The organism is Croceicoccus naphthovorans, from assembly GCF_001028705.1.
GTDB classification, from domain to species: Bacteria; Pseudomonadota; Alphaproteobacteria; order Sphingomonadales; family Sphingomonadaceae; genus Croceicoccus; species Croceicoccus naphthovorans.
Map to the genome: position 1 here is coordinate 269741 of NZ_CP011770.1, position 16482 is coordinate 286222.

17 protein-coding genes are annotated in these 16482 nt (G+C 63.0%); 8 read left to right on the top strand and 9 right to left on the bottom strand.

The window, feature by feature from the left end; genetic code table 11:
- Window position 1 precedes the first annotated feature (1 nt).
- The 3 genes from AB433_RS20755 to AB433_RS01365 are packed head-to-tail and all read left to right on the top strand — an operon-like array spanning window position 2 to window position 2047.
- Complete coding sequence (locus AB433_RS20755) at window positions 2–166, top strand: NepR family anti-sigma factor (RefSeq protein WP_169749287.1); 165 nt, start codon at window positions 2–4, stop codon at window positions 164–166.
- Window positions 166–807: a sigma-70 family RNA polymerase sigma factor gene (locus AB433_RS01360; protein ID WP_047819621.1), complete on the top strand. Its 642-nt coding sequence runs from the start codon at window positions 166–168 to the stop codon at window positions 805–807. Before AB433_RS20755 ends, AB433_RS01360 begins: the two co-directional genes overlap by 1 nt.
- 19 nt (window positions 808–826) lie before the next feature.
- A complete protein-coding gene (locus AB433_RS01365) occupies window positions 827–2047 on the top strand; it encodes an AI-2E family transporter (protein ID WP_245626549.1) in 1221 nt (406 codons plus the stop codon).
- Between the two features lie 77 nt (window positions 2048–2124).
- Here the strand turns inward: AB433_RS01365 and AB433_RS01370 are convergent, their stop codons facing one another.
- Window positions 2125–2745 carry a superoxide dismutase gene (locus AB433_RS01370; RefSeq protein WP_047819622.1) on the bottom strand — a complete coding sequence of 207 codons (621 nt, stop codon included), beginning with the start codon at window positions 2743–2745 and terminating at the stop codon, window positions 2125–2127.
- 182 nt (window positions 2746–2927) lie between these two features.
- On the opposite strand from AB433_RS01370, the gene glmM reads away from it, so the two are divergent.
- The 3 genes from glmM to thiD are packed head-to-tail and all read left to right on the top strand — an operon-like array spanning window position 2928 to window position 5247.
- Window positions 2928–4265 (top strand): phosphoglucosamine mutase, encoded by a 1338-nt coding sequence (gene glmM, locus AB433_RS01375; protein WP_047823023.1) that lies wholly within the window; start codon window positions 2928–2930, stop codon window positions 4263–4265.
- Window positions 4265–4483: a DUF1272 domain-containing protein gene (locus tag AB433_RS01380; protein WP_047819623.1), complete on the top strand. Its 219-nt coding sequence runs from the start codon at window positions 4265–4267 to the stop codon at window positions 4481–4483. Before glmM ends, AB433_RS01380 begins: the two co-directional genes overlap by 1 nt.
- Window positions 4480–5247, top strand: a complete 768-nt coding sequence (gene thiD, locus AB433_RS01385) for a bifunctional hydroxymethylpyrimidine kinase/phosphomethylpyrimidine kinase (RefSeq protein ID WP_047819624.1) — start codon at window positions 4480–4482, stop codon at window positions 5245–5247. Before AB433_RS01380 ends, thiD begins: the two co-directional genes overlap by 4 nt.
- On the opposite strand, the gene AB433_RS01390 is transcribed toward thiD, so the two are convergent.
- The 4 genes from AB433_RS01390 to sucC all read right to left on the bottom strand — a co-directional run bounded on the left by AB433_RS01390 (window position 5222) and on the right by sucC (window position 9373).
- Window positions 5222–6169 carry an LOG family protein gene (locus AB433_RS01390; RefSeq protein ID WP_082134736.1) on the bottom strand — a complete coding sequence of 316 codons (948 nt, stop codon included), beginning with the start codon at window positions 6167–6169 and terminating at the stop codon, window positions 5222–5224. The genes thiD and AB433_RS01390 overlap by 26 nt on opposite strands.
- A gap of 118 nt (window positions 6170–6287) precedes the next feature.
- On the bottom strand, window positions 6288–7217 hold the full coding sequence (locus AB433_RS01395; protein WP_047819625.1) for an electron transfer flavoprotein subunit alpha/FixB family protein: 930 nt from the start codon (window positions 7215–7217) through the stop codon (window positions 6288–6290).
- 1 nt (window position 7218) lies between these two features.
- A complete protein-coding gene (locus AB433_RS01400) occupies window positions 7219–7965 on the bottom strand; it encodes an electron transfer flavoprotein subunit beta/FixA family protein (protein ID WP_047819626.1) in 747 nt (248 codons plus the stop codon).
- Between the two features lie 208 nt (window positions 7966–8173).
- Window positions 8174–9373 carry an ADP-forming succinate--CoA ligase subunit beta gene (gene sucC / locus AB433_RS01405; protein WP_047823027.1) on the bottom strand — a complete coding sequence of 400 codons (1200 nt, stop codon included), beginning with the start codon at window positions 9371–9373 and terminating at the stop codon, window positions 8174–8176.
- A 176-nt stretch (window positions 9374–9549) separates the two neighbouring features.
- Between sucC and AB433_RS01410 the strand changes: the two genes are divergently transcribed.
- Window positions 9550–10329 carry a 3'(2'),5'-bisphosphate nucleotidase CysQ gene (locus AB433_RS01410; RefSeq protein ID WP_047819627.1) on the top strand — a complete coding sequence of 260 codons (780 nt, stop codon included), beginning with the start codon at window positions 9550–9552 and terminating at the stop codon, window positions 10327–10329.
- A gap of 40 nt (window positions 10330–10369) precedes the next feature.
- Here AB433_RS01410 and AB433_RS01415 read toward each other — a convergent pair whose 3' ends face one another.
- Window positions 10370–11056 carry a YiaD family glycine zipper/OmpA-like lipoprotein gene (locus AB433_RS01415; RefSeq protein WP_047819628.1) on the bottom strand — a complete coding sequence of 229 codons (687 nt, stop codon included), beginning with the start codon at window positions 11054–11056 and terminating at the stop codon, window positions 10370–10372.
- A 196-nt stretch (window positions 11057–11252) separates the two neighbouring features.
- Here AB433_RS01415 and AB433_RS01420 point away from each other — a divergent pair, with 196 nt between their 5' ends.
- Entirely contained in the window at window positions 11253–12578 is a 1326-nt protein-coding gene (locus AB433_RS01420) for a hemolysin family protein (protein WP_245626550.1), read from the top strand.
- A gap of 9 nt (window positions 12579–12587) precedes the next feature.
- Here AB433_RS01420 and AB433_RS01425 read toward each other — a convergent pair whose 3' ends face one another.
- Genes AB433_RS01425 through ileS form a run of 3 tightly spaced genes read right to left on the bottom strand, consistent with a single transcriptional unit; the run spans window position 12588 to window position 16473 of the window.
- Window positions 12588–12998 carry a DUF3035 domain-containing protein gene (locus tag AB433_RS01425; protein ID WP_047819630.1) on the bottom strand — a complete coding sequence of 137 codons (411 nt, stop codon included), beginning with the start codon at window positions 12996–12998 and terminating at the stop codon, window positions 12588–12590.
- Window positions 12998–13531 carry a signal peptidase II gene (gene lspA, locus AB433_RS01430; protein WP_047819631.1) on the bottom strand — a complete coding sequence of 178 codons (534 nt, stop codon included), beginning with the start codon at window positions 13529–13531 and terminating at the stop codon, window positions 12998–13000. The genes AB433_RS01425 and lspA overlap by 1 nt, the downstream gene beginning before the upstream one ends.
- A complete protein-coding gene (ileS, locus tag AB433_RS01435; RefSeq protein WP_047819632.1) occupies window positions 13531–16473 on the bottom strand; it encodes an isoleucine--tRNA ligase in 2943 nt (980 codons plus the stop codon). The genes lspA and ileS overlap by 1 nt, the downstream gene beginning before the upstream one ends.
- Between the last annotated feature and the right edge of the window lie 9 nt (window positions 16474–16482).

Here is a 16482-nt window from a genome sequence, read left to right on the forward strand (position 1 = left end):
AATGAGGGACGTGAAGGGTAAAACCAACGATACGCATCCGCCGAAGAAAAGCGGTAAGCGACCGGATTGGGCTGCCGGGCTCCGGCAGCTCTACGATTCCGTCGTGGAAGAACCGCTGCCTGACAGCTTCGACGATCTGCTGTCCAAATTCGATTCGGACGACTGATGTCCAGCGCCAAAGCGAATCGGCAAGCCGCCGAACCCGCCCCGCGTTCTGACGAAGCAGCGGACGACTTCGATTTCAAGAAAGAGCTGACTGCGGTCATCCCCCACCTGCGTGCCTTTGCGCGTGGCCTGTGCGGACGGCCCGACCTGGCCGACGATCTTGTGCAGGAAGCGTTGATGAAGGCATGGGCCGCGCAAGAGCGGTTTCAGCCCGGTACGTCGATGCGCGCGTGGACCTTTGTGATTCTGCGCAACGCGTACCTGACCGACATGCGCCGCAACCGGTTCCGCGCCGATTACGACGAGACGGTGGCCGAACGTATTCTGACGGCCCCGGCCGGGCAGGAAGGCCCGATCCATCTGTCGGATATGCACCGCGCGCTGCTGACTCTTCCGCCCGAACGGCGAGAAGCGCTGTTGCTCGTTGGTGCGGGTGGCTTCAGTTACGAAGAAGCCGCAGAGATTTGCAACTGTGCGGTCGGCACGATCAAGAGCCGCGTGGGCCGGGCCCGTGCGGCGTTGAACTCGATGCTGGAAGACGGCGACGTGCCGCAACGCTCCACCGAAGATGCCGCCGCGCACGGCGCGATCATGGGCGAGCTTGACGACATGGCCGAGCCGCAAGTCAACGCCGGCCGATAGGCGCGGCCCGGGGGGCGGCGTGAACGCGGGAAACCAGGACGAATCAGAGGGCAACGAACCGCTGATCGGCGGATCGATGCAGGATCGCCAGCTGGAACGGCTGGCGGGCGACGTATCGAATGCGGACGAGCGCCCGGCGCGACGCACCATGCCCGATATCGATCTGGGGCGTTTGGGGTCGGCCTTGCTGCTGATGGCGGGCATCGGCCTGTTTCTCGCCCTGCCGTTCGTCCTGTCTTTCGGCTCGTTGGTCTTCCTGCCCTTTGTGACGGCGCTGGTTCTGACCATTCTGCTCTCGCCGCTGGCCGATCACCTTGCGCGCATCGGGCTGCCAAACGTGCTGGCCTCTTTCATGGCGGTTGTGGTGTTCATCGCCGTGCTGGTATTGGCTGCCGCCGCGATCCTGCAACCGGCGGTCGTCATGTTCGACCGGGTGCCGGAAATGACCGCGTCGATCAGCGAGACATTCGGGCAGCTGCGCGGGCAGCTCGATTGGATCAACGATCTAAACCGCCAGATCGGGCAATTGGCCGGAGAACGGTCGGGCCAAGAAGTCGTGGTCGCCACCCCGTCGATGATCGAGCGGGTTGCGCTCGCCACGCCGACATTCGTGATCGAGACCTTGCTGACCCTGCTGATGGCGTTTTTCATGATAGAGGCGCGGGTCCGGATGCGGCGGCGGCTCTTGCTGGAACGTGCGGAATTCGGCGCTTCGTTAAAGGCCGCACGCGCCGTGCGCGAAGTGCAGGACCGGGTGGCGAGCTATATTCTGACGGTCGGCCTGATCAATCTGGGCGTCGGCGTGATCGCCGCGCTGGGTGCTTGGGCGCTGGGCATGGAGGCCCCCATCATGTGGGGCGGTCTGGCGGCGATCCTGAACTTCCTGCCCTATCTCGGCCCGCTGGCGATGACGGGCATCCTGCTGCTCGTCGGGTTTGGCAGTGCCGATACAATTCTGCTGGGACTGGCCCCGGCGGCGGCCTATCTGGCGCTTCACGCGATAGAGGCGAATGCCGTGACCCCCGCGATCCTTGGTGCTCGGTTTACCGTCAATCCGGTGCTGATCCTGCTCGCCATCAGCTATTTCACGTGGATATGGGGCGTGCTGGGCGCGATCCTGTCGATGCCGATCCTGATCACTCTGATGGCGCTGATCGAACATCTCGGCCATCCAAACATCATTGGATTCTTGTTCGGGGAGCCGCTATTTCTGCCAAGACAGGAAGAGGCCGAACCCTGACCGAAATGTCAGCCGCGCAAACGAAAAGGCCGGGCATCGCTGCCCGGCCTTTTGCGTTTCGGTGATCCGTTCCGGAATTAGTCCGAGGGATACGACCAGATCGAACCGCGCGCATAATTCTCTGCGGCGAAGTCCCAGTTCAGGTGGCCGGTGCTGACCGCCTTGAGGTAATCGGGACGCACGTTCTTGTGGTCGAGGTAATAGGCGTGTTCCCACACGTCCAGCGTGAGAAGCGGGTTCTTGCCGCCGATTGCCAGCGTACCGGCATCGTGGGTTTCTTCGACCGAGAGCTTGCCGTCTGCATCGGCGGCCAGCCAGACCCAGCCCGACGCGAAGTGACCCGCGCCCGCAGTCTGCAGCTTTTCGACCAGCGCGTCGACCGAACCGAACGCGGCGTCGATCGCGGCCTTCAGGTCGCCCGACGGCGCGCCGCCTTCGGGGGCCATCGAGTGCCAGTAGAACGCGTGGTTCCAGCTTTGCGCCGAATTGTTGAACAGTCCCTTGTCACCCTTTTCGTCGGCAGCGGCGATGATTGCTTCCAGCGACGCGTCGGCAAGATCGGTGCCTTCGACGGCGGCGTTGGTCTTGTCGACATAGGCCTTGTGATGCTTCCCGTGGTGGGTCTGCAGCGTATCGGCGCTGATCGCCGGGCTCAGCGCATCGTGTGCATAAGGAAGGTCGGGAAAAGCAATAGCCATCAGGAAAGCTCCTTGAAGATTCAATGTCGTTGTCTGCGGTTCATAGATGTAAACGCGATTGTCAGCGTCAAGTTGCAGATCCGGGTATTTTTCGCACTTGCAGCGTTTCCGGTCCCTTCATTTCCGCCGCGTGGAGTGCCATGACGGGCGGAACGGCACGAACACCAGCGAAGGACATACGCTTGGGACGCAAGTATTTCGGCACCGACGGCATTCGCGGCCGGACCAATTCGGGCAACATGACCGCGACGATGGCGATGAAGGTCGGCCAGGCGGCGGGCACCTATTTCCTGCGCGGCGATCACCGGCACCGCGTGGTGATCGGCAAGGATACGCGGCTGTCGGGATATATGATGGAAAGCGCGATGGTGGCGGGGTTCACCAGCGTGGGGATGGATGTGGTCCTCCTCGGCCCTATGCCGACGCCTGCGGTGGCCCTGCTGGCACGGTCGATGCGCGCGGATCTGGGCGTGATGATTTCCGCCAGCCACAATCCGTTCGAGGATAACGGCATTAAGCTGTTCGGTCCCGACGGCTTCAAGCTGTCGGACGAGGATGAGCTGGCGGTCGAGATGATGATCGACCAAGAGCAACTGCTCGTCCGGCCCGAGGACATCGGGCGCGCCCGGCGCATCGATGACGCGCGCGGGCGCTATATCCACGCGGTCAAGAACTCGCTGAACTCGCAGATCCGGCTCGACGACCTGAAGATCGTCGTCGATTGCGCAAATGGCGCCGCCTACGACGTGACCCCGCCCGCGTTTTGGGAACTGGGTGCGGAGGTTGTGTCGATGGGGGTCAGCCCCGACGGGCACAACATCAACCGCGATGTAGGTTCTACTGCGCTGGATGCGATCAAGGCCCGCGTGGTCGAAGAAGGCGCAGACATCGGCATTGCGCTGGACGGCGATGCGGACCGGCTGATCGTGGTGGACGAGAAGGGCAAGACCGTCGACGGCGACCAGATCATGGCGCTGATCGGGCGCGACTGGCACCGGCAGGAACGCCTGCGCGGCGGCGGTGTGGTGGCGACGGTGATGAGCAATCTCGGCCTCGAACGCTTTCTGGAAAGCGAGGGATTGAGCCTCGTGCGCACGGCGGTCGGCGACCGTTACGTGCTGGAGGCGATGCGTGCGGGCGATTTCAACGTTGGCGGTGAACAGTCGGGGCACATGATCCTGCTCGACCATGCGACGACCGGCGATGGGACCGTGGCCGCGCTGCAAGTTCTGGCCGCTCTGGTCCAGTCGGGCAAACCGGCGAGCGAATTGCTGCATTTGTTCGAACCGGTGCCGCAGATCCTGAAGAACGTGCGGTTCACCGGCAATCCGCTGGAAACGACGCTGGTGAAAGACGCCATCGCGCATGGCGAGGGCACGCTGGCGGGCAAGGGCCGGGTCGTCATCCGCAAGTCCGGCACCGAACCTGTCGTGCGCGTCATGGCAGAGGGCGACGATGCGGGCGAGGTCGAGAGTGTGGTCGACGCGATCTGCGACGCCGTAAAGGAAGCGAGCGCCTGATGCTGGAAATGCGCCCCCACTGCGAACGCTGCGACACCGACCTGCCGCCCGAAGCGGCGGGGGCTTTCATCTGCAGCTTCGAATGCACCTACTGTGCCGAATGCGCGGACGAGCTGGACGACCTCTGCCCCAAGTGCGGCGGTGAACTGACCGATCGGCCCACACGGTCCAAGGCGAACCAGCTGAAAGGCGCCGATATGCGGGACGCGCAGGGGTGACGACACCGCCACGCGTTCTGGTCATCGCCGGGTCCGACAGCTCGGGCGGCGCGGGCATTCAGGCAGACATCAAGACGATCACGATGCTGGGCGGTTACGCGATGACCGCGATCACCGCGATCACCGCGCAGAACACGACCGGGGTGCAGGCGGTGGAAGTGTTGTCGCCGGACTTGGTCGTAGCGCAGGCGCGGAGTTGTATCGACGATATCGGCGTGGATGCGGTAAAGATCGGGATGCTCGGGTCGCCCGCAATCGCGCACGCCCTGGCGGACTTGCTGGAAGACGTGGATGCGCCGGTGGTCTTCGACCCGGTAATGGTCGCGACTAGTGGGTCGGTGCTGGCCGATGCGGATACGATAGCGGCGTTCGAACGCCTTATGCATTTGGCGACGCTGACGACACCGAACTATCCCGAATTGGCCAAGTTGGGTGGGGCCGAAAACCTGATCGCAAAGGGCGTCACCTTCCTCGCCAAAGGCGGCGACGCACCCGGAGAGTTCGTGAAGGACCGGCTGCATCGCCCCGGCAACGAGCCGATGGAATGGTCAGCCTCTCGTATCGATACGCGTCATACCCACGGCACCGGATGCACCATGGCCAGCGCCATCGCGACCGGGTTGGGTTCAGGAATTTCGCTGGAAGCCGCAATCGAACGAGCGCGCGATTTCGTCCGAGCCGCCCTGCTCGCCGCACCCGGCTTTGGCGCCGGGCACGGTCCGTTGGGCCATCAGGCGGTCAGGAAAAACTGGTCGCCGGGTTAAGCTTGTAGAATTTCACGATCCGCTCCCACGCTTCGTCGGCGGTATCGACGATGCGGAACAGTTTCAGATCCTCGTGGCTGATCACGCCTTCGTCGGCCAGTGCCTCGAAATTCACGACCTTTTCCCAGAACGACCGACCGAACAGGAAGATCGGGATTGGCCTCATCTTTCCCGTCTGGACGAGGGTAAGCGTTTCGAAAAACTCGTCGAAAGTACCAAACCCGCCGGGGAACACCGCCAGCGCGCGCGCGCGCATCAAAAAGTGCATCTTGCGCAGCGCAAAATAGTGGAACTGCAATGACAGACGCGGCGTAACATATTCGTTAGGGGCCTGCTCATGCGGCAGAACGATGTTGAGGCCGACCGATTCCGCCCCGGCCTCATGCGCGCCGCGATTGGCTGCCTCCATGATCGAAGGTCCGCCGCCCGAACAGACGACGAATTGCCGGTCACCGTTTTCGACGATGGCCGCCGCACTCGCCATATAAGCCAGCTTGCGCGCTTCCTCGTAATACTTGGTCTTGGCAGCGAGGCTCTCGATCACCGCCCGCCCGCGCGGATCGCTGTCGGCCTTGGCCAGCAGGTCTTCGGCATCCTCGGGAGAGGGAATGCGTGCCGACCCGTAAATGACCAGCATCGAACCGACACCAGCCTCTTCCAGCATCGTTTCGGCCTTGAGCAATTCCAGTTGGAACCGCACCGGACGCAGATCGTCGCGCAGCAGGAAATCGGTGTCGCGGAAGGCGAGGCGATAGGCCGGGTGGCTGGTCTGCGGCGTGTGGGTGGGAGAGCCTTCGGAGAAGGCCGCTTCCTGTTCAGCCTTGTAGAATTTGCGCGGAGTAAGCGCGCGATCGGCGGGCTCTGGTTTGCCGTGCGGGCCGGGTTTGCCGGGTTCGTGCGGCGGTTCCTTGCGGTCGGTCATGTCTCTCCGATGGGTGTCGTCTGGCATTGGCTGACAGATAGGTTGCGCGTCGGCGGATCACAAAGAAAAAGGGCGGTCCCTCTCGGCACCGCCCTGTTCCGTTCACCATCCGGCAGGCTCAGAGCTTCTCGGTAAGTTCCGGTACGGCCTTGTAGAGATCGGCGACCAGCCCGAGGTCAGCGACCTGGAAGATGGGTGCGTCCTCGTCCTTGTTGATGGCGATGATGGTCTTGCTGTCCTTCATGCCTGCAAGGTGCTGGATCGCGCCGCTGATGCCGATGGCGATGTAGACTTCGGGTGCCACGATCTTGCCGGTCTGGCCGACCTGGTAGTCGTTGGGTACATAGCCCGCATCGACCGCCGCGCGGCTCGCGCCCACGCCCGCGCCCAGCTTGTCGGCCAGCGGCATGATCAGGCTTTCGAACGTCTCGCCGTCTTTCAGCGCGCGGCCGCCCGACACGATGATCTTGGCCGAGGTCAGTTCGGGGCGCTCGCTCTCGGCGATTTCCGCGCCGACGAAGCTCGACAGACCCTTGTCACCGGCCGACGCGACATCTTCGATCGCGCCCGAACCGCCGCTCGTCTCCGCCTTGTCGAAGGCGGTGCCGCGTACGGTGACGACCAGCTTGGCATCGGTGCTTTCGACCGTCGCGATGGCGTTGCCGGCATAGATCGGGCGGGTGAAGGTCTTCTCGCCTTCGACCGAGAGGATATCGCTGATCTGCATGACGTCGAGCATGGCGGCGACGCGCGGGGCGATGTTCTTGCCGTTGGTGGTGGCCGGCGCGACGAACGCGTCGTGATGGCCCATCAATTCGACGATCAGCGGCGCGACGTTTTCAGCAAGCGCGTGCGCATAGACCGCATCGTCGGCAAGATGGACCTTGCCCACGCCTGCGACCTGTGCGGCCTGTTCGGCCACCGCGCGGCAGCCTTCGCCCGCGACAAACAGGTGGACTTCGCCCAGCTTGCCCGCGGCGGTGACGGCGGCCAGCGTCGCATCGGCCATGTTCGCATTGTCGTGTTCGACCCAGACGAGCGTTTTCATGTTACGCAACTCCCATCGACTTGAGCTTGGCGACGAGTTCGTCGACATCGGCAACCTTGATCCCGGCCTGACGGACCGGCGGTTCGGAGACGTTCGTCGTCTTCAGACGCGGCGCGGTGTCGACGCCGTAATCGGCAGGCGTCTTGGTTTCGAGCGGCTTCTTCTTCGCCTTCATGATGTTGGGCAGCGAAGCGTAGCGCGGTTCGTTAAGCCGCAGGTCGGCGGTGACGATCGCGGGCAGCGCCAGCTTTACCGTTTCCAGACCGCCGTCGACTTCGCGCGTGACCGTGACGTGATCGCCTTCGACCACGATCTTGTTGGCGAACGTGCCCTGCGGCCGGTCCATCAGCGCGGCCAGCATCTGGCCGGTCTGGTTGCTGTCGTCGTCGATCGCCTGCTTGCCCAGCAGGACAAGACCCGGCTCGACCTCGGCGGCAACCGCCTTCAGGATCTTGGCAACGGCGAGCGGTTCGACCTCGTCGTCGGTCTCGACCAGGATCGCGCTATCGGCACCCATGGCGAGCGCGGTGCGCAGCGTTTCCTGCGCCTTTGCCGGGCCGATCGAAACGGCAACGATCTCCGAAACCGTACCCGCTTCCTTCAACCGGATCGCTTCTTCGACCGCGATCTCGTCGAACGGGTTCATGCTCATCTTCACGTTGGCCAGGTCAACGCCCGAACCGTCCGCCTTCACCCGAGGCTTCACATTGTAATCAATCACCCGCTTTACGGGTACCAAGGCTTTCATCTGCCAGTCCTCTCTTCAATCAAGGTGGCCTGCGTGCAGGCCTGATTGGGGAAATCGTGGGTTTCCTGTGGGGTCGGTGCGGGTGCAGGTCAAGAACGTTACGGAAAGCTGGCGTTTTTGCGAGTCCGCAGGGCGTTTCTAGACCCCTAAATGCAGAAAAGGCCAGCACCGCGGGGTGCCGGCCTTTCTAATTTCAATCTGAAAAAGGTCAGGCCGCTTCTTTGACCTGCGCGACGATCTTCTTCGCCGCATCGCCAAGGTCGTCTGCCGGAACGATCGGCAGGCCCGAGCCCGCAAGGATTTCCTTGCCTTTCTCGACGTTCGTGCCTTCAAGGCGGACGACGAGCGGGACCGACAAGTTCACTTCCTTGGCCGCCGCGACGATGCCGTCGGCGATGATGTCGCACTTCATGATGCCGCCGAAGATGTTGACGAGGATACCCTCGACCGCCGGGTCCGACAGGATGATCTTGAACGCCGCGGTCACCTTCTCGGTCGTGGCGCCGCCGCCGACGTCGAGGAAGTTGGCGGGGAACGCGCCGTTCAGCTTGATGATGTCCATCGTCGCCATGGCAAGGCCCGCGCCGTTGACCATGCAGCCGATGTTGCCGTCGAGCTTGATGTAGGCGAGGTCGTACTTGCTGGCTTCGACTTCGGCCGGGTCTTCCTCGGTCTCGTCGCGCAGGGCTTCGACGTCGGGGTGACGGAACAGGGCGTTCGAATCGAAGCTCATCTTGGTGTCGAGGACGAGCAGGTTGCCGTCTTTGGTTTCAACCAGCGGGTTGATTTCCAGCATCTCGCAATCGAGCGCTGTGAAGGCCTCGAACAACTGCTTGGACAGCTTCTGCGCCTGTTTGTTGAGGTCGCCGGTCAGCTTGAGTGCGAAAGCAACGGCGCGCGCATGGTGCGGCATGAAGCCTTCGGCCGGGTCGATGGTGATTGTGGTGATCTTCTCGGGCGTCGAGTGGGCGACTTCCTCGATATCCATGCCGCCTTCAGTCGAGACGATCAGGGCGATCCGGCCGCTTGCACGGTCGACGAGCATCGACAGATAGTATTCTTCGGCAATGTCGACGCCGTCGGTAACATAGAGGCGGTTGACCTGCTTGCCCGCTTCGCCCGTCTGCACGGTGACGAGCGTGTTGCCCAGCATGTCGGTCGCGTCGGCCTTCACATCGTCCAGGCTCTTGGCCAGACGTACGCCGCCCTTCGCGTCGGGGCCCAATTCCTTGAACTTGCCCTTGCCGCGGCCACCGGCGTGGATCTGCGCCTTCACGACATAGAGCGGTCCGGGCAGCTTCTTGGCAGCTTCAACCGCTTCCTCGACCGTCAGGGCCGCATGGCCCGCCGGAATGCCGACACCGTATTTCGCCAGCAGTTCCTTGGCCTGATATTCGTGAATGTTCATAGCCGATCCTTTGCACAGCGGGCTCTTGCCCCGTTTTGCAGGTGCGTAAAGCATAGAGAGACCCTGTTGAAAAGGTCTGCGATGCACTAGATTCGTGCCTCAGAGAGCAGAATCGACTTTATTGCTCATAAATACCGCTGACTTTGCAAATCAATTGCAATAACTACAGGAGACTTATGCTCGATCACGTCCGTTTCGACGCCATTCTGGTCGAAGCCGGGCGAATCGCCTTGGGCCAATGGCCCGGCATGGGCCACGCGCCAGCGACTTGGCACAAGGATGACAAGAGCCCGGTCTGCGCCGCCGACCTTGCCGTCGATGCCTATCTGCGCCGCGAACTGGGTTCATTGCTACCGGCTGCGGGCTGGCTTTCGGAAGAGACGGTCGATGTGTCGGACAGGACCGAGGATTCGCTGATCTGGCTGGTCGATCCCATCGACGGAACGCGCGATTTTATCCGGGGTCGGACCGGTTGGGCGATCTCCGTCGCGTTGATCAGCGCGGGTCGGCCCCTGCTTGCGGGTCTGTTCGCCCCGGCGCGCGACGAGTACTGGAGAGCGCAGGCCGGGAAAGGCGCGTATCGCAACGACCGCCCGCTACGCGCTAGCCAGCGCGCCGAATTGCCCGGCGCACGCACGCCCGCTGACGTGCTGCCGTCAGCCGATATCGACCTGACTTGTGTAGAGCGGCCCAATTCCATCGCATTGCGCATGGCGATGGTGGCGGCGGATGAGGCCGATTTGGTCGCCTCGCTCCGCCTTGGTTTCGAATGGGATATAGGTGCGGCAGGCCTGATCGCGCGCGAGGCGGGAGCGGAAGTCACCGATGCGTTCGGTGCGCCTATCGCCTTCAACAAGCGCGACCCCCGCGCCCACGGCATCCTGGTCAGCGCGCCCGGCATTCATGCTGCTGCCGTAGAGCGCATAAGCGAACGGGCCAGGCGTATGTCCGCCTGACCCGTTGCAATATCCCGACCCACAAGGGTCAGGGACGCTATCAGTTGTTCGCGGCGTTCACGTCTTCCTGACTGATCGGCAGGATCTTGATCTCGACGCGGCGGTTCAGCGAGCGCCCTTCCGCCGTATCGTTGCTGGCCACGAAGTAGTTCGGATCTTCGCCAAAGCCCTTTGTCGCGATACGCGCGGCAGGAACGCCCTTGTAGATCAGGTAGTCGGCAACGGCCTTCGCGCGGCGTTCCGAAAGCTGAAGGTTATAGCTTTCCGAACCGGTGTTGTCGGTAAAGCCGTAAACGTCGATCAGGCTGTCCGGGTACTTGATCAGCGAAGCGGCGATATCGTCGAGGACAGCCTTGAAGCTGGGCGAAACGACATAGCTGTCAGTCGCGAAAGTCACGCCGTCGGGCAGGTTGACCTTGATGTACTCGCCTTCGTTCGTAACGTCGACGCCGGTTCCCGCGGTCGATTCTTCCAGTTCCTTGATCTGCTGGTCCATCTTGTAGCCGACGACGCCGCCGGCAACGCCGCCGATGCCCGCGCCGACGATGCGTGCAGTCTTCCCGCCGATGATGCCGCCCAGCAGGTACCCGGCAGCGGCGCCGCCAGCGGTGCCCAGAACGGTGCGCGAGACCTTTTTTTCACCCGTATTGGGGTCGGTGACGCAGGCGGAAACGCCCAGCAGCGATACGGTGGCGAGAGCGGCGGTGATATAACGGCGACGTGCCATGTGGGTGTTTCCTTCTTCTTTTTAAATCCGTGCCGAACAACCGGGAATGGCCCGATTGCCGGGGTGTCGCACCAATAAACGTCGCAGCAGTGACAGAAGTTCCGAAACCGCAATGCGGGCGACGCTTGCCGCAGGGGCCATAATGCCGCTATCTGCAACCGCTCAACCCTGTTTCATTCGGGCGAGGCCCCACAGCTTGTCTCCGTTTCCCTGGACCGACGTCTTCATCATTGCGGGACTGATTCTGCTTAACGGGCTGTTTTCGCTGTCCGAACTGGCAATCGTCTCATCCCGCCCCGCCCGTCTGCGCCACATGGCAGAGGACGACAGCAAAGGCGCGCGCATCGCGTTGGAGCTGATCGGCGACAGCGGCAAATTTTTATCGACCGTGCAGATCGGGATCACCCTTATCGGCATCGTCGCTGGTGCCTATTCAGGGGCCAGCCTCGGCGGTCCGGTCGGTGAAAGACTGCAAGGGTTCGGGCTCAAGCCGGATACGGCGGAGAACGTCGGGTTCACCCTCGTCATCGTGCTGACCACCTATTTCTCGTTAGTCGCGGGCGAATTGGCGCCAAAGCAGATCGCGCTGCGCGGGCGCGAACAGATTGCCGCTCTGGCCGCGCCGCCGATGAAGGTGCTGGCGCGCATTGCCGCGCCCATCGTCTGGCTGCTGGATAACAGCACCGACCTGCTGCTGCGCTTGATCGGCATGCGCAAGACGCGCGATGCCGGGGTCACGGCGGAAGAATTGAAGTTGATCATGTCCGAGGCGACGCGGTCGGGCGCGATCGAAGAGGCCGAGCGGACGATCATGGCCGAAGTGCTGCGGCTGGCCGAACGCCCCGTGCGCGAATTGATGACGCCGCGGACGGAGATCGACTGGATCGAACGCCGAGCCTCTGCGGAGGAGATTGCGAAAGTGCTGGCCGCCTCGCCGCACTCGCTGTTGCCGGTGGCGCAGGGATCGGTCGAAAGCATCATCGGCGTGGTGAAGGTGCGCGAACTGCTCAACGCGCAGATGAAGGGGCGCAAGCCCAACCTGACCCGCCTGATGAAAAAGGCGGAGATCATTCCCGACCAGATCGACGCGCTCGACGCCCTGCGCATCATGCGCAACGGCGACGTGGCGATGGCGCTGGTTCACGACGAATACGGCCATTTCGAGGGGATCGTGACCCCGGCGGACCTGCTGGACGCGCTGGTCGGCGAATTCGCGGCGCATATCGACGGGGACGACGATCCGCTGATCGTCGAACGTGACGATGGATCGCTGCTGGTATCGGGCGCATTGCCGGTCGATCGTCTTGCCGACGGGCTGGTGATAGAGATGCCCGAGCCGCGCGAATTCGCGACGACGGCCGGCTATGTGCTGTGGAAGCTGAAAAAGCTGCCGGTCGAAGGCGAGTGGTTCCGCGATCAGGGATGGCGGTTCGAGATCGTCGACATGGACGGCCGCCGTATCGACAAGCTGCTGGTAAGCCGGGTCAGCCCGCCGCCGGCCCCGACGACCGACGCGGACTGAACGGAGCTTTTAGCCCGGAATGACGGCCTGCGCCTCACGCCCGTCGCCTTCGGGCGCGGCGATGATGTCGCGGGTGACAAGGCCCTTGTCCACGGTGTGCGTGTCCGGATCGCCAACCGCGCTGCGGATGCCCGGATCGGGATCGCCCGCCTTTATCAGCGCGCTGGTTTCCACGCCGCTGCGTGCGGCCGGGCCGCCGAAGAGCGCCTCAAGCGCCTGCTGGCTGGCGGTCGGTGCCTGCGGACGCGGGGCACCGGGTTCCGGCGGGGTCAGTGCAAAATCCGGCGGCACGGCCAGCGGAGCCTGACGCGAAACGGCCATTTCATCGGGCGCGTCGCGGTTGAAAATGTTCAGCCCGGCGCCGCAACCGGCGAGCATCGCACTCGATCCCAGAACGAGCAGGGCGGAAGTCATGCGCATTATCGTCTCTCCGTGGCCGCAGCGGCCTTGAAATCATCGTCGCCCTTCGGCTTTTCGCGTATGAGAAGCGAACGGGCAAGCAGCAAAACGACACCGGCGGTAATCGCCGCGTCGGCAAGGTTGAATACGGCGAACGGCCGCCACGCGCCGATGTGGAAATCGGCATAGTCGACCACGTAGGTGAACCGCACCCGATCGATGATATTGCCCAGCGCGCCGCCCAGCACCAGCGCCAGCGCCGCGATGTCCCCCATCCGCGTTTCACGGAACATCCAGATCAGCACGCCCAACGCGATCGTGCCGGTCAGCAGGAACAGGAAAATGCGGCTTTCCAGCGTTTCTGCCGTCAGGAAACCATAGGAAATGCCCCGGTTTTCCGCATAGCGCAGATCGAAGAACGGCAGCAGGTCGATCACGCCCACGTTGCGTAGTTGCAACGGGTTCAGCACGAACCACTTCACGATCTGATCCATCGCCATCACGCCGAACGCGATGCCAAGACCCTTCAGCCGCTGAGGCGTTACGAACGACATCAGGCGGCTTCCATACCTTCGACCACGCTGTCGCAGCGGTCGCAGGCGTCCCCGTCTTCCCTCACTTCGGGAAGATGGCGCCAGCAACGGCCGCATTTGGCAAGGTCTGTCGGCTTTACGATCACGGCATCGCCCTGCCCGCGGGTAACTGTCGCGGTGATGAACAGCTCTTCTAGGTCGGCATCGCTGAACCCTTCGGGCACGGCAGCGGCGGGCACTTCGACTTCGGCCTGCAAGCTGGAACGCACGGTCTTTTCACGGCGGAGCGGTTCGATCGCCTCGTTCACCCGCTCGCGCAGATCGCGCAGGGCAGACCAGCGCGCCTTGTCGGCGTTAGCAGCGGGCACTTCGGGCCATTCGAGCAGATGCACCGAATCGCTGCCCGGAAAACGCGACTGCCACACTTCCTCAGCCGTGAATACCAGCACCGGCGCGGCCCATCGGATCAGCGCGTGGAACAGCGTGTCGAGCACGGTGCGATAGGCGCGGCGGCCCAAGTCGCCCGGCGCATCGCAATAGAGGCTGTCCTTGCGGATATCGAAGAAGAACGCGGACAAGTCCTCGTTACAGAAATCGACCAGCGTGCGGACGTAGGTGTTGAAGTCGAAATCGTCGATGGCGGTGCGCAGCGTGGCATCGACATCGCCCAGCAGCGAGAGGACATATCGCTCCAGCTCTGGCATATTGGCCGCGTCGACGCGTTCGGCATCGCTGAAGCCCTGCAACGCGCCCAGCAGATAGCGGAACGTGTTGCGCAAGCGGCGATACTGATCGCCCACGCCCTTCAGGATTTCGGGCCCGATGCGGTGATCCTCGGTATAGTCGACGCTCAGAGCCCATAGGCGGATGATGTCGGCGCCGTACTCCTCCATCACCTTGTTGGGATCGACGGTGTTGCCAAGGCTCTTCGACATTTTCTTGCCGTCGCTGGCCATGGTGAAGCCGTGGGTCAAAACCGCCTTGTAAGGCGCACGGCCTCGCGTGCCGCAGCTTTCCAGCAGCGAAGACTGGAACCACCCGCGATGCTGATCGCTGCCTTCCAGATAAAGGTCGGCAGGCCATTGCAGGTCGGGCCAGCGGCCCGATTCCAGCACGAAGGCGTGGGTACTGCCCGAATCGAACCAGACGTCGAGGATGTCGGTAATCCGCTCATAATCGTCGAGGTCGTAGTCCGGGCCGAGGATCGCGGCGGCATAGTCCTCATCCCACCCGTCGACGCCGTGCGTGCGGATGGATTCGACGATGCGGGCATTGACCGCCGGATCGTTGAGGTACTGGCCGGACTTGCGATCGACGAACAGCGTGATCGGCACGCCCCACGCACGCTGGCGCGAGAGGACCCAGTCGGGGCGGCCTTCGACCATCGACCCGATGCGGTTGCGGCCCTTGGCGGGGACAAAGCGGGTGTCGGCGATGGCCTGCATCGCCGCTTGGCGCAGCGTCAGCTTCGGTTCTTGCGCGCCGCCTTCGTTTTCCCAGCGAGCCTCGGCGCGGTTGTCGATGTGCTCTACCGCGTTCGGCAAATCCATCGGCACGAACCACTGCGGCGTGCAGCGGAAGATGACCTTGGCCTTCGAGCGCCAGCTATGTGGATAAGAGTGTTGATAGTCGGTGGACGCGCTAAGGAGAGCGCCAACCTCACGCAGGTCCGAACAGACTGGCCCGTCGGGTGCGTTGAACTTCGGATTGATGACCGACATCGACCGTTCGTCGGTGCGTGGCAGCCAGAGCCAGTCCTCGCGGTAGCGGCCATCGCCATCGACCACGAACTTGGGCTCGATGCCGTGGGCCTTGCACAGGTCGAAGTCGTCCTCGCCATGATCGGGCGCCATGTGGACGAGGCCGGTGCCGGAATCGGTGGTGACGAAATCGCCGGGGAGGAGCGGACGCGGCGCGGCGTAGAACCCGCCGAGGTGGTGCATTGGGTGGCGGGCGACGGTGCCGGCGAGTTCGGAGCCTTTGAAAGTCGCGTCGGGTGCATATCCCCAAAGAGACACTAGGCCATTTTTATCTTTAACGCCTTCTGCGACCCAGCCACCTAACTTTGCTGCAACTTTGTCTTTGTTAACGGGGTCAATCGAACGCGCCAAGCGATCTACGAATTCGTCGACCAGGTTGAAGGCGACGAGGAACTTGGGACTTTCATCGGTAAGCTTGACCAGTACATAATCAACATCCGGCCCATAGGCCAAAGCCTGGTTCACCGGGATCGTCCAAGGCGTCGTCGTCCAGATCACCGCGTGCGCGCCGACCAGTTCGGGGATCGGCGATTCCACGATCTCGAACGCCACGTCGATCTGGGTCGAGGTGATGTCCTCATACTCGACCTCGGCCTCGGCCAGCGCGGTCTTCTCGACCGGGGACCACATAACCGGCTTCGCGCCGCGATAGAGCTGGCCGCTTTCGGCAAACTTCAGCAGTTCGGCAACGATCGTCGCCTCGCTCTCGAACTGCATCGTCAGATACGGGTTTTCCCAGTCGCCGTTGATGCCAAGACGCTTCAGCTGCTCACGCTGGGTATCCACCCAGTGCTGCGCATAGGCGCGGCATTCGGCGCGGAATTCCTTGGCCGGAACCTCGTCCTTGTTCTTCTTTTTCTTGCGGTACTGCTCTTCCACCTTCCACTCGATGGGAAGGCCGTGACAGTCCCAGCCGGGCACGTAGGGCGCGTCCTTGCCGGTCAGGCTTTGCGTGCGCACCACCATGTCCTTCAGCACGTGGTTCAGCGCGTGGCCGATGTGCATGTCGCCATTGGCATAGGGCGGGCCGTCGTGCAGCACGAATTTTTCACGACCCCGGCGGGCATCGCGCAGCTTTTCGTAGAGGCCAATCTCTTGCCAGCGCGCCAGAATACCCGGCTCCTTCTGGGGGAGTCCGGCCTTCATGGGGAAGTCGGTCTTCGGCAGGAAAACCGTATCTTTGAAATCGCGCTTCTCAGTCATGCGCGGCGC

Excerpts from the sequence above, each read along its gene's own strand:
- lspA (WP_047819631.1), bottom strand. The coding sequence starts at position 13,531 with ATGTCGTTCGTAACGCCTCAGCGGCTGAAGGGTCTTGGCATCGCGTTC.
- AB433_RS01360 (WP_047819621.1), top strand. The coding sequence starts at position 166 with ATGTCCAGCGCCAAAGCGAATCGGCAAGCCGCCGAACCCGCCCCGCGT.
- ileS (WP_047819632.1), bottom strand. The coding sequence starts at position 16,473 with ATGACTGAGAAGCGCGATTTCAAAGATACGGTTTTCCTGCCGAAGACC.
- AB433_RS01395 (WP_047819625.1), bottom strand. The coding sequence starts at position 7,217 with ATGAAAACGCTCGTCTGGGTCGAACACGACAATGCGAACATGGCCGAT.
- AB433_RS01400 (WP_047819626.1), bottom strand. The coding sequence starts at position 7,965 with ATGAAAGCCTTGGTACCCGTAAAGCGGGTGATTGATTACAATGTGAAG.
- AB433_RS01380 (WP_047819623.1), top strand. The coding sequence starts at position 4,265 with ATGCTGGAAATGCGCCCCCACTGCGAACGCTGCGACACCGACCTGCCG.
- AB433_RS01390 (WP_082134736.1), bottom strand. The coding sequence starts at position 6,169 with ATGACCGACCGCAAGGAACCGCCGCACGAACCCGGCAAACCCGGCCCG.
- AB433_RS01425 (WP_047819630.1), bottom strand. The coding sequence starts at position 12,998 with ATGCGCATGACTTCCGCCCTGCTCGTTCTGGGATCGAGTGCGATGCTC.
- AB433_RS20755 (WP_169749287.1), top strand. The coding sequence starts at position 2 with ATGAGGGACGTGAAGGGTAAAACCAACGATACGCATCCGCCGAAGAAA.
- AB433_RS01410 (WP_047819627.1), top strand. The coding sequence starts at position 9,550 with ATGCTCGATCACGTCCGTTTCGACGCCATTCTGGTCGAAGCCGGGCGA.
- sucC (WP_047823027.1), bottom strand. The coding sequence starts at position 9,373 with ATGAACATTCACGAATATCAGGCCAAGGAACTGCTGGCGAAATACGGT.
- AB433_RS01415 (WP_047819628.1), bottom strand. The coding sequence starts at position 11,056 with ATGGCACGTCGCCGTTATATCACCGCCGCTCTCGCCACCGTATCGCTG.
- AB433_RS01370 (WP_047819622.1), bottom strand. The coding sequence starts at position 2,745 with ATGGCTATTGCTTTTCCCGACCTTCCTTATGCACACGATGCGCTGAGC.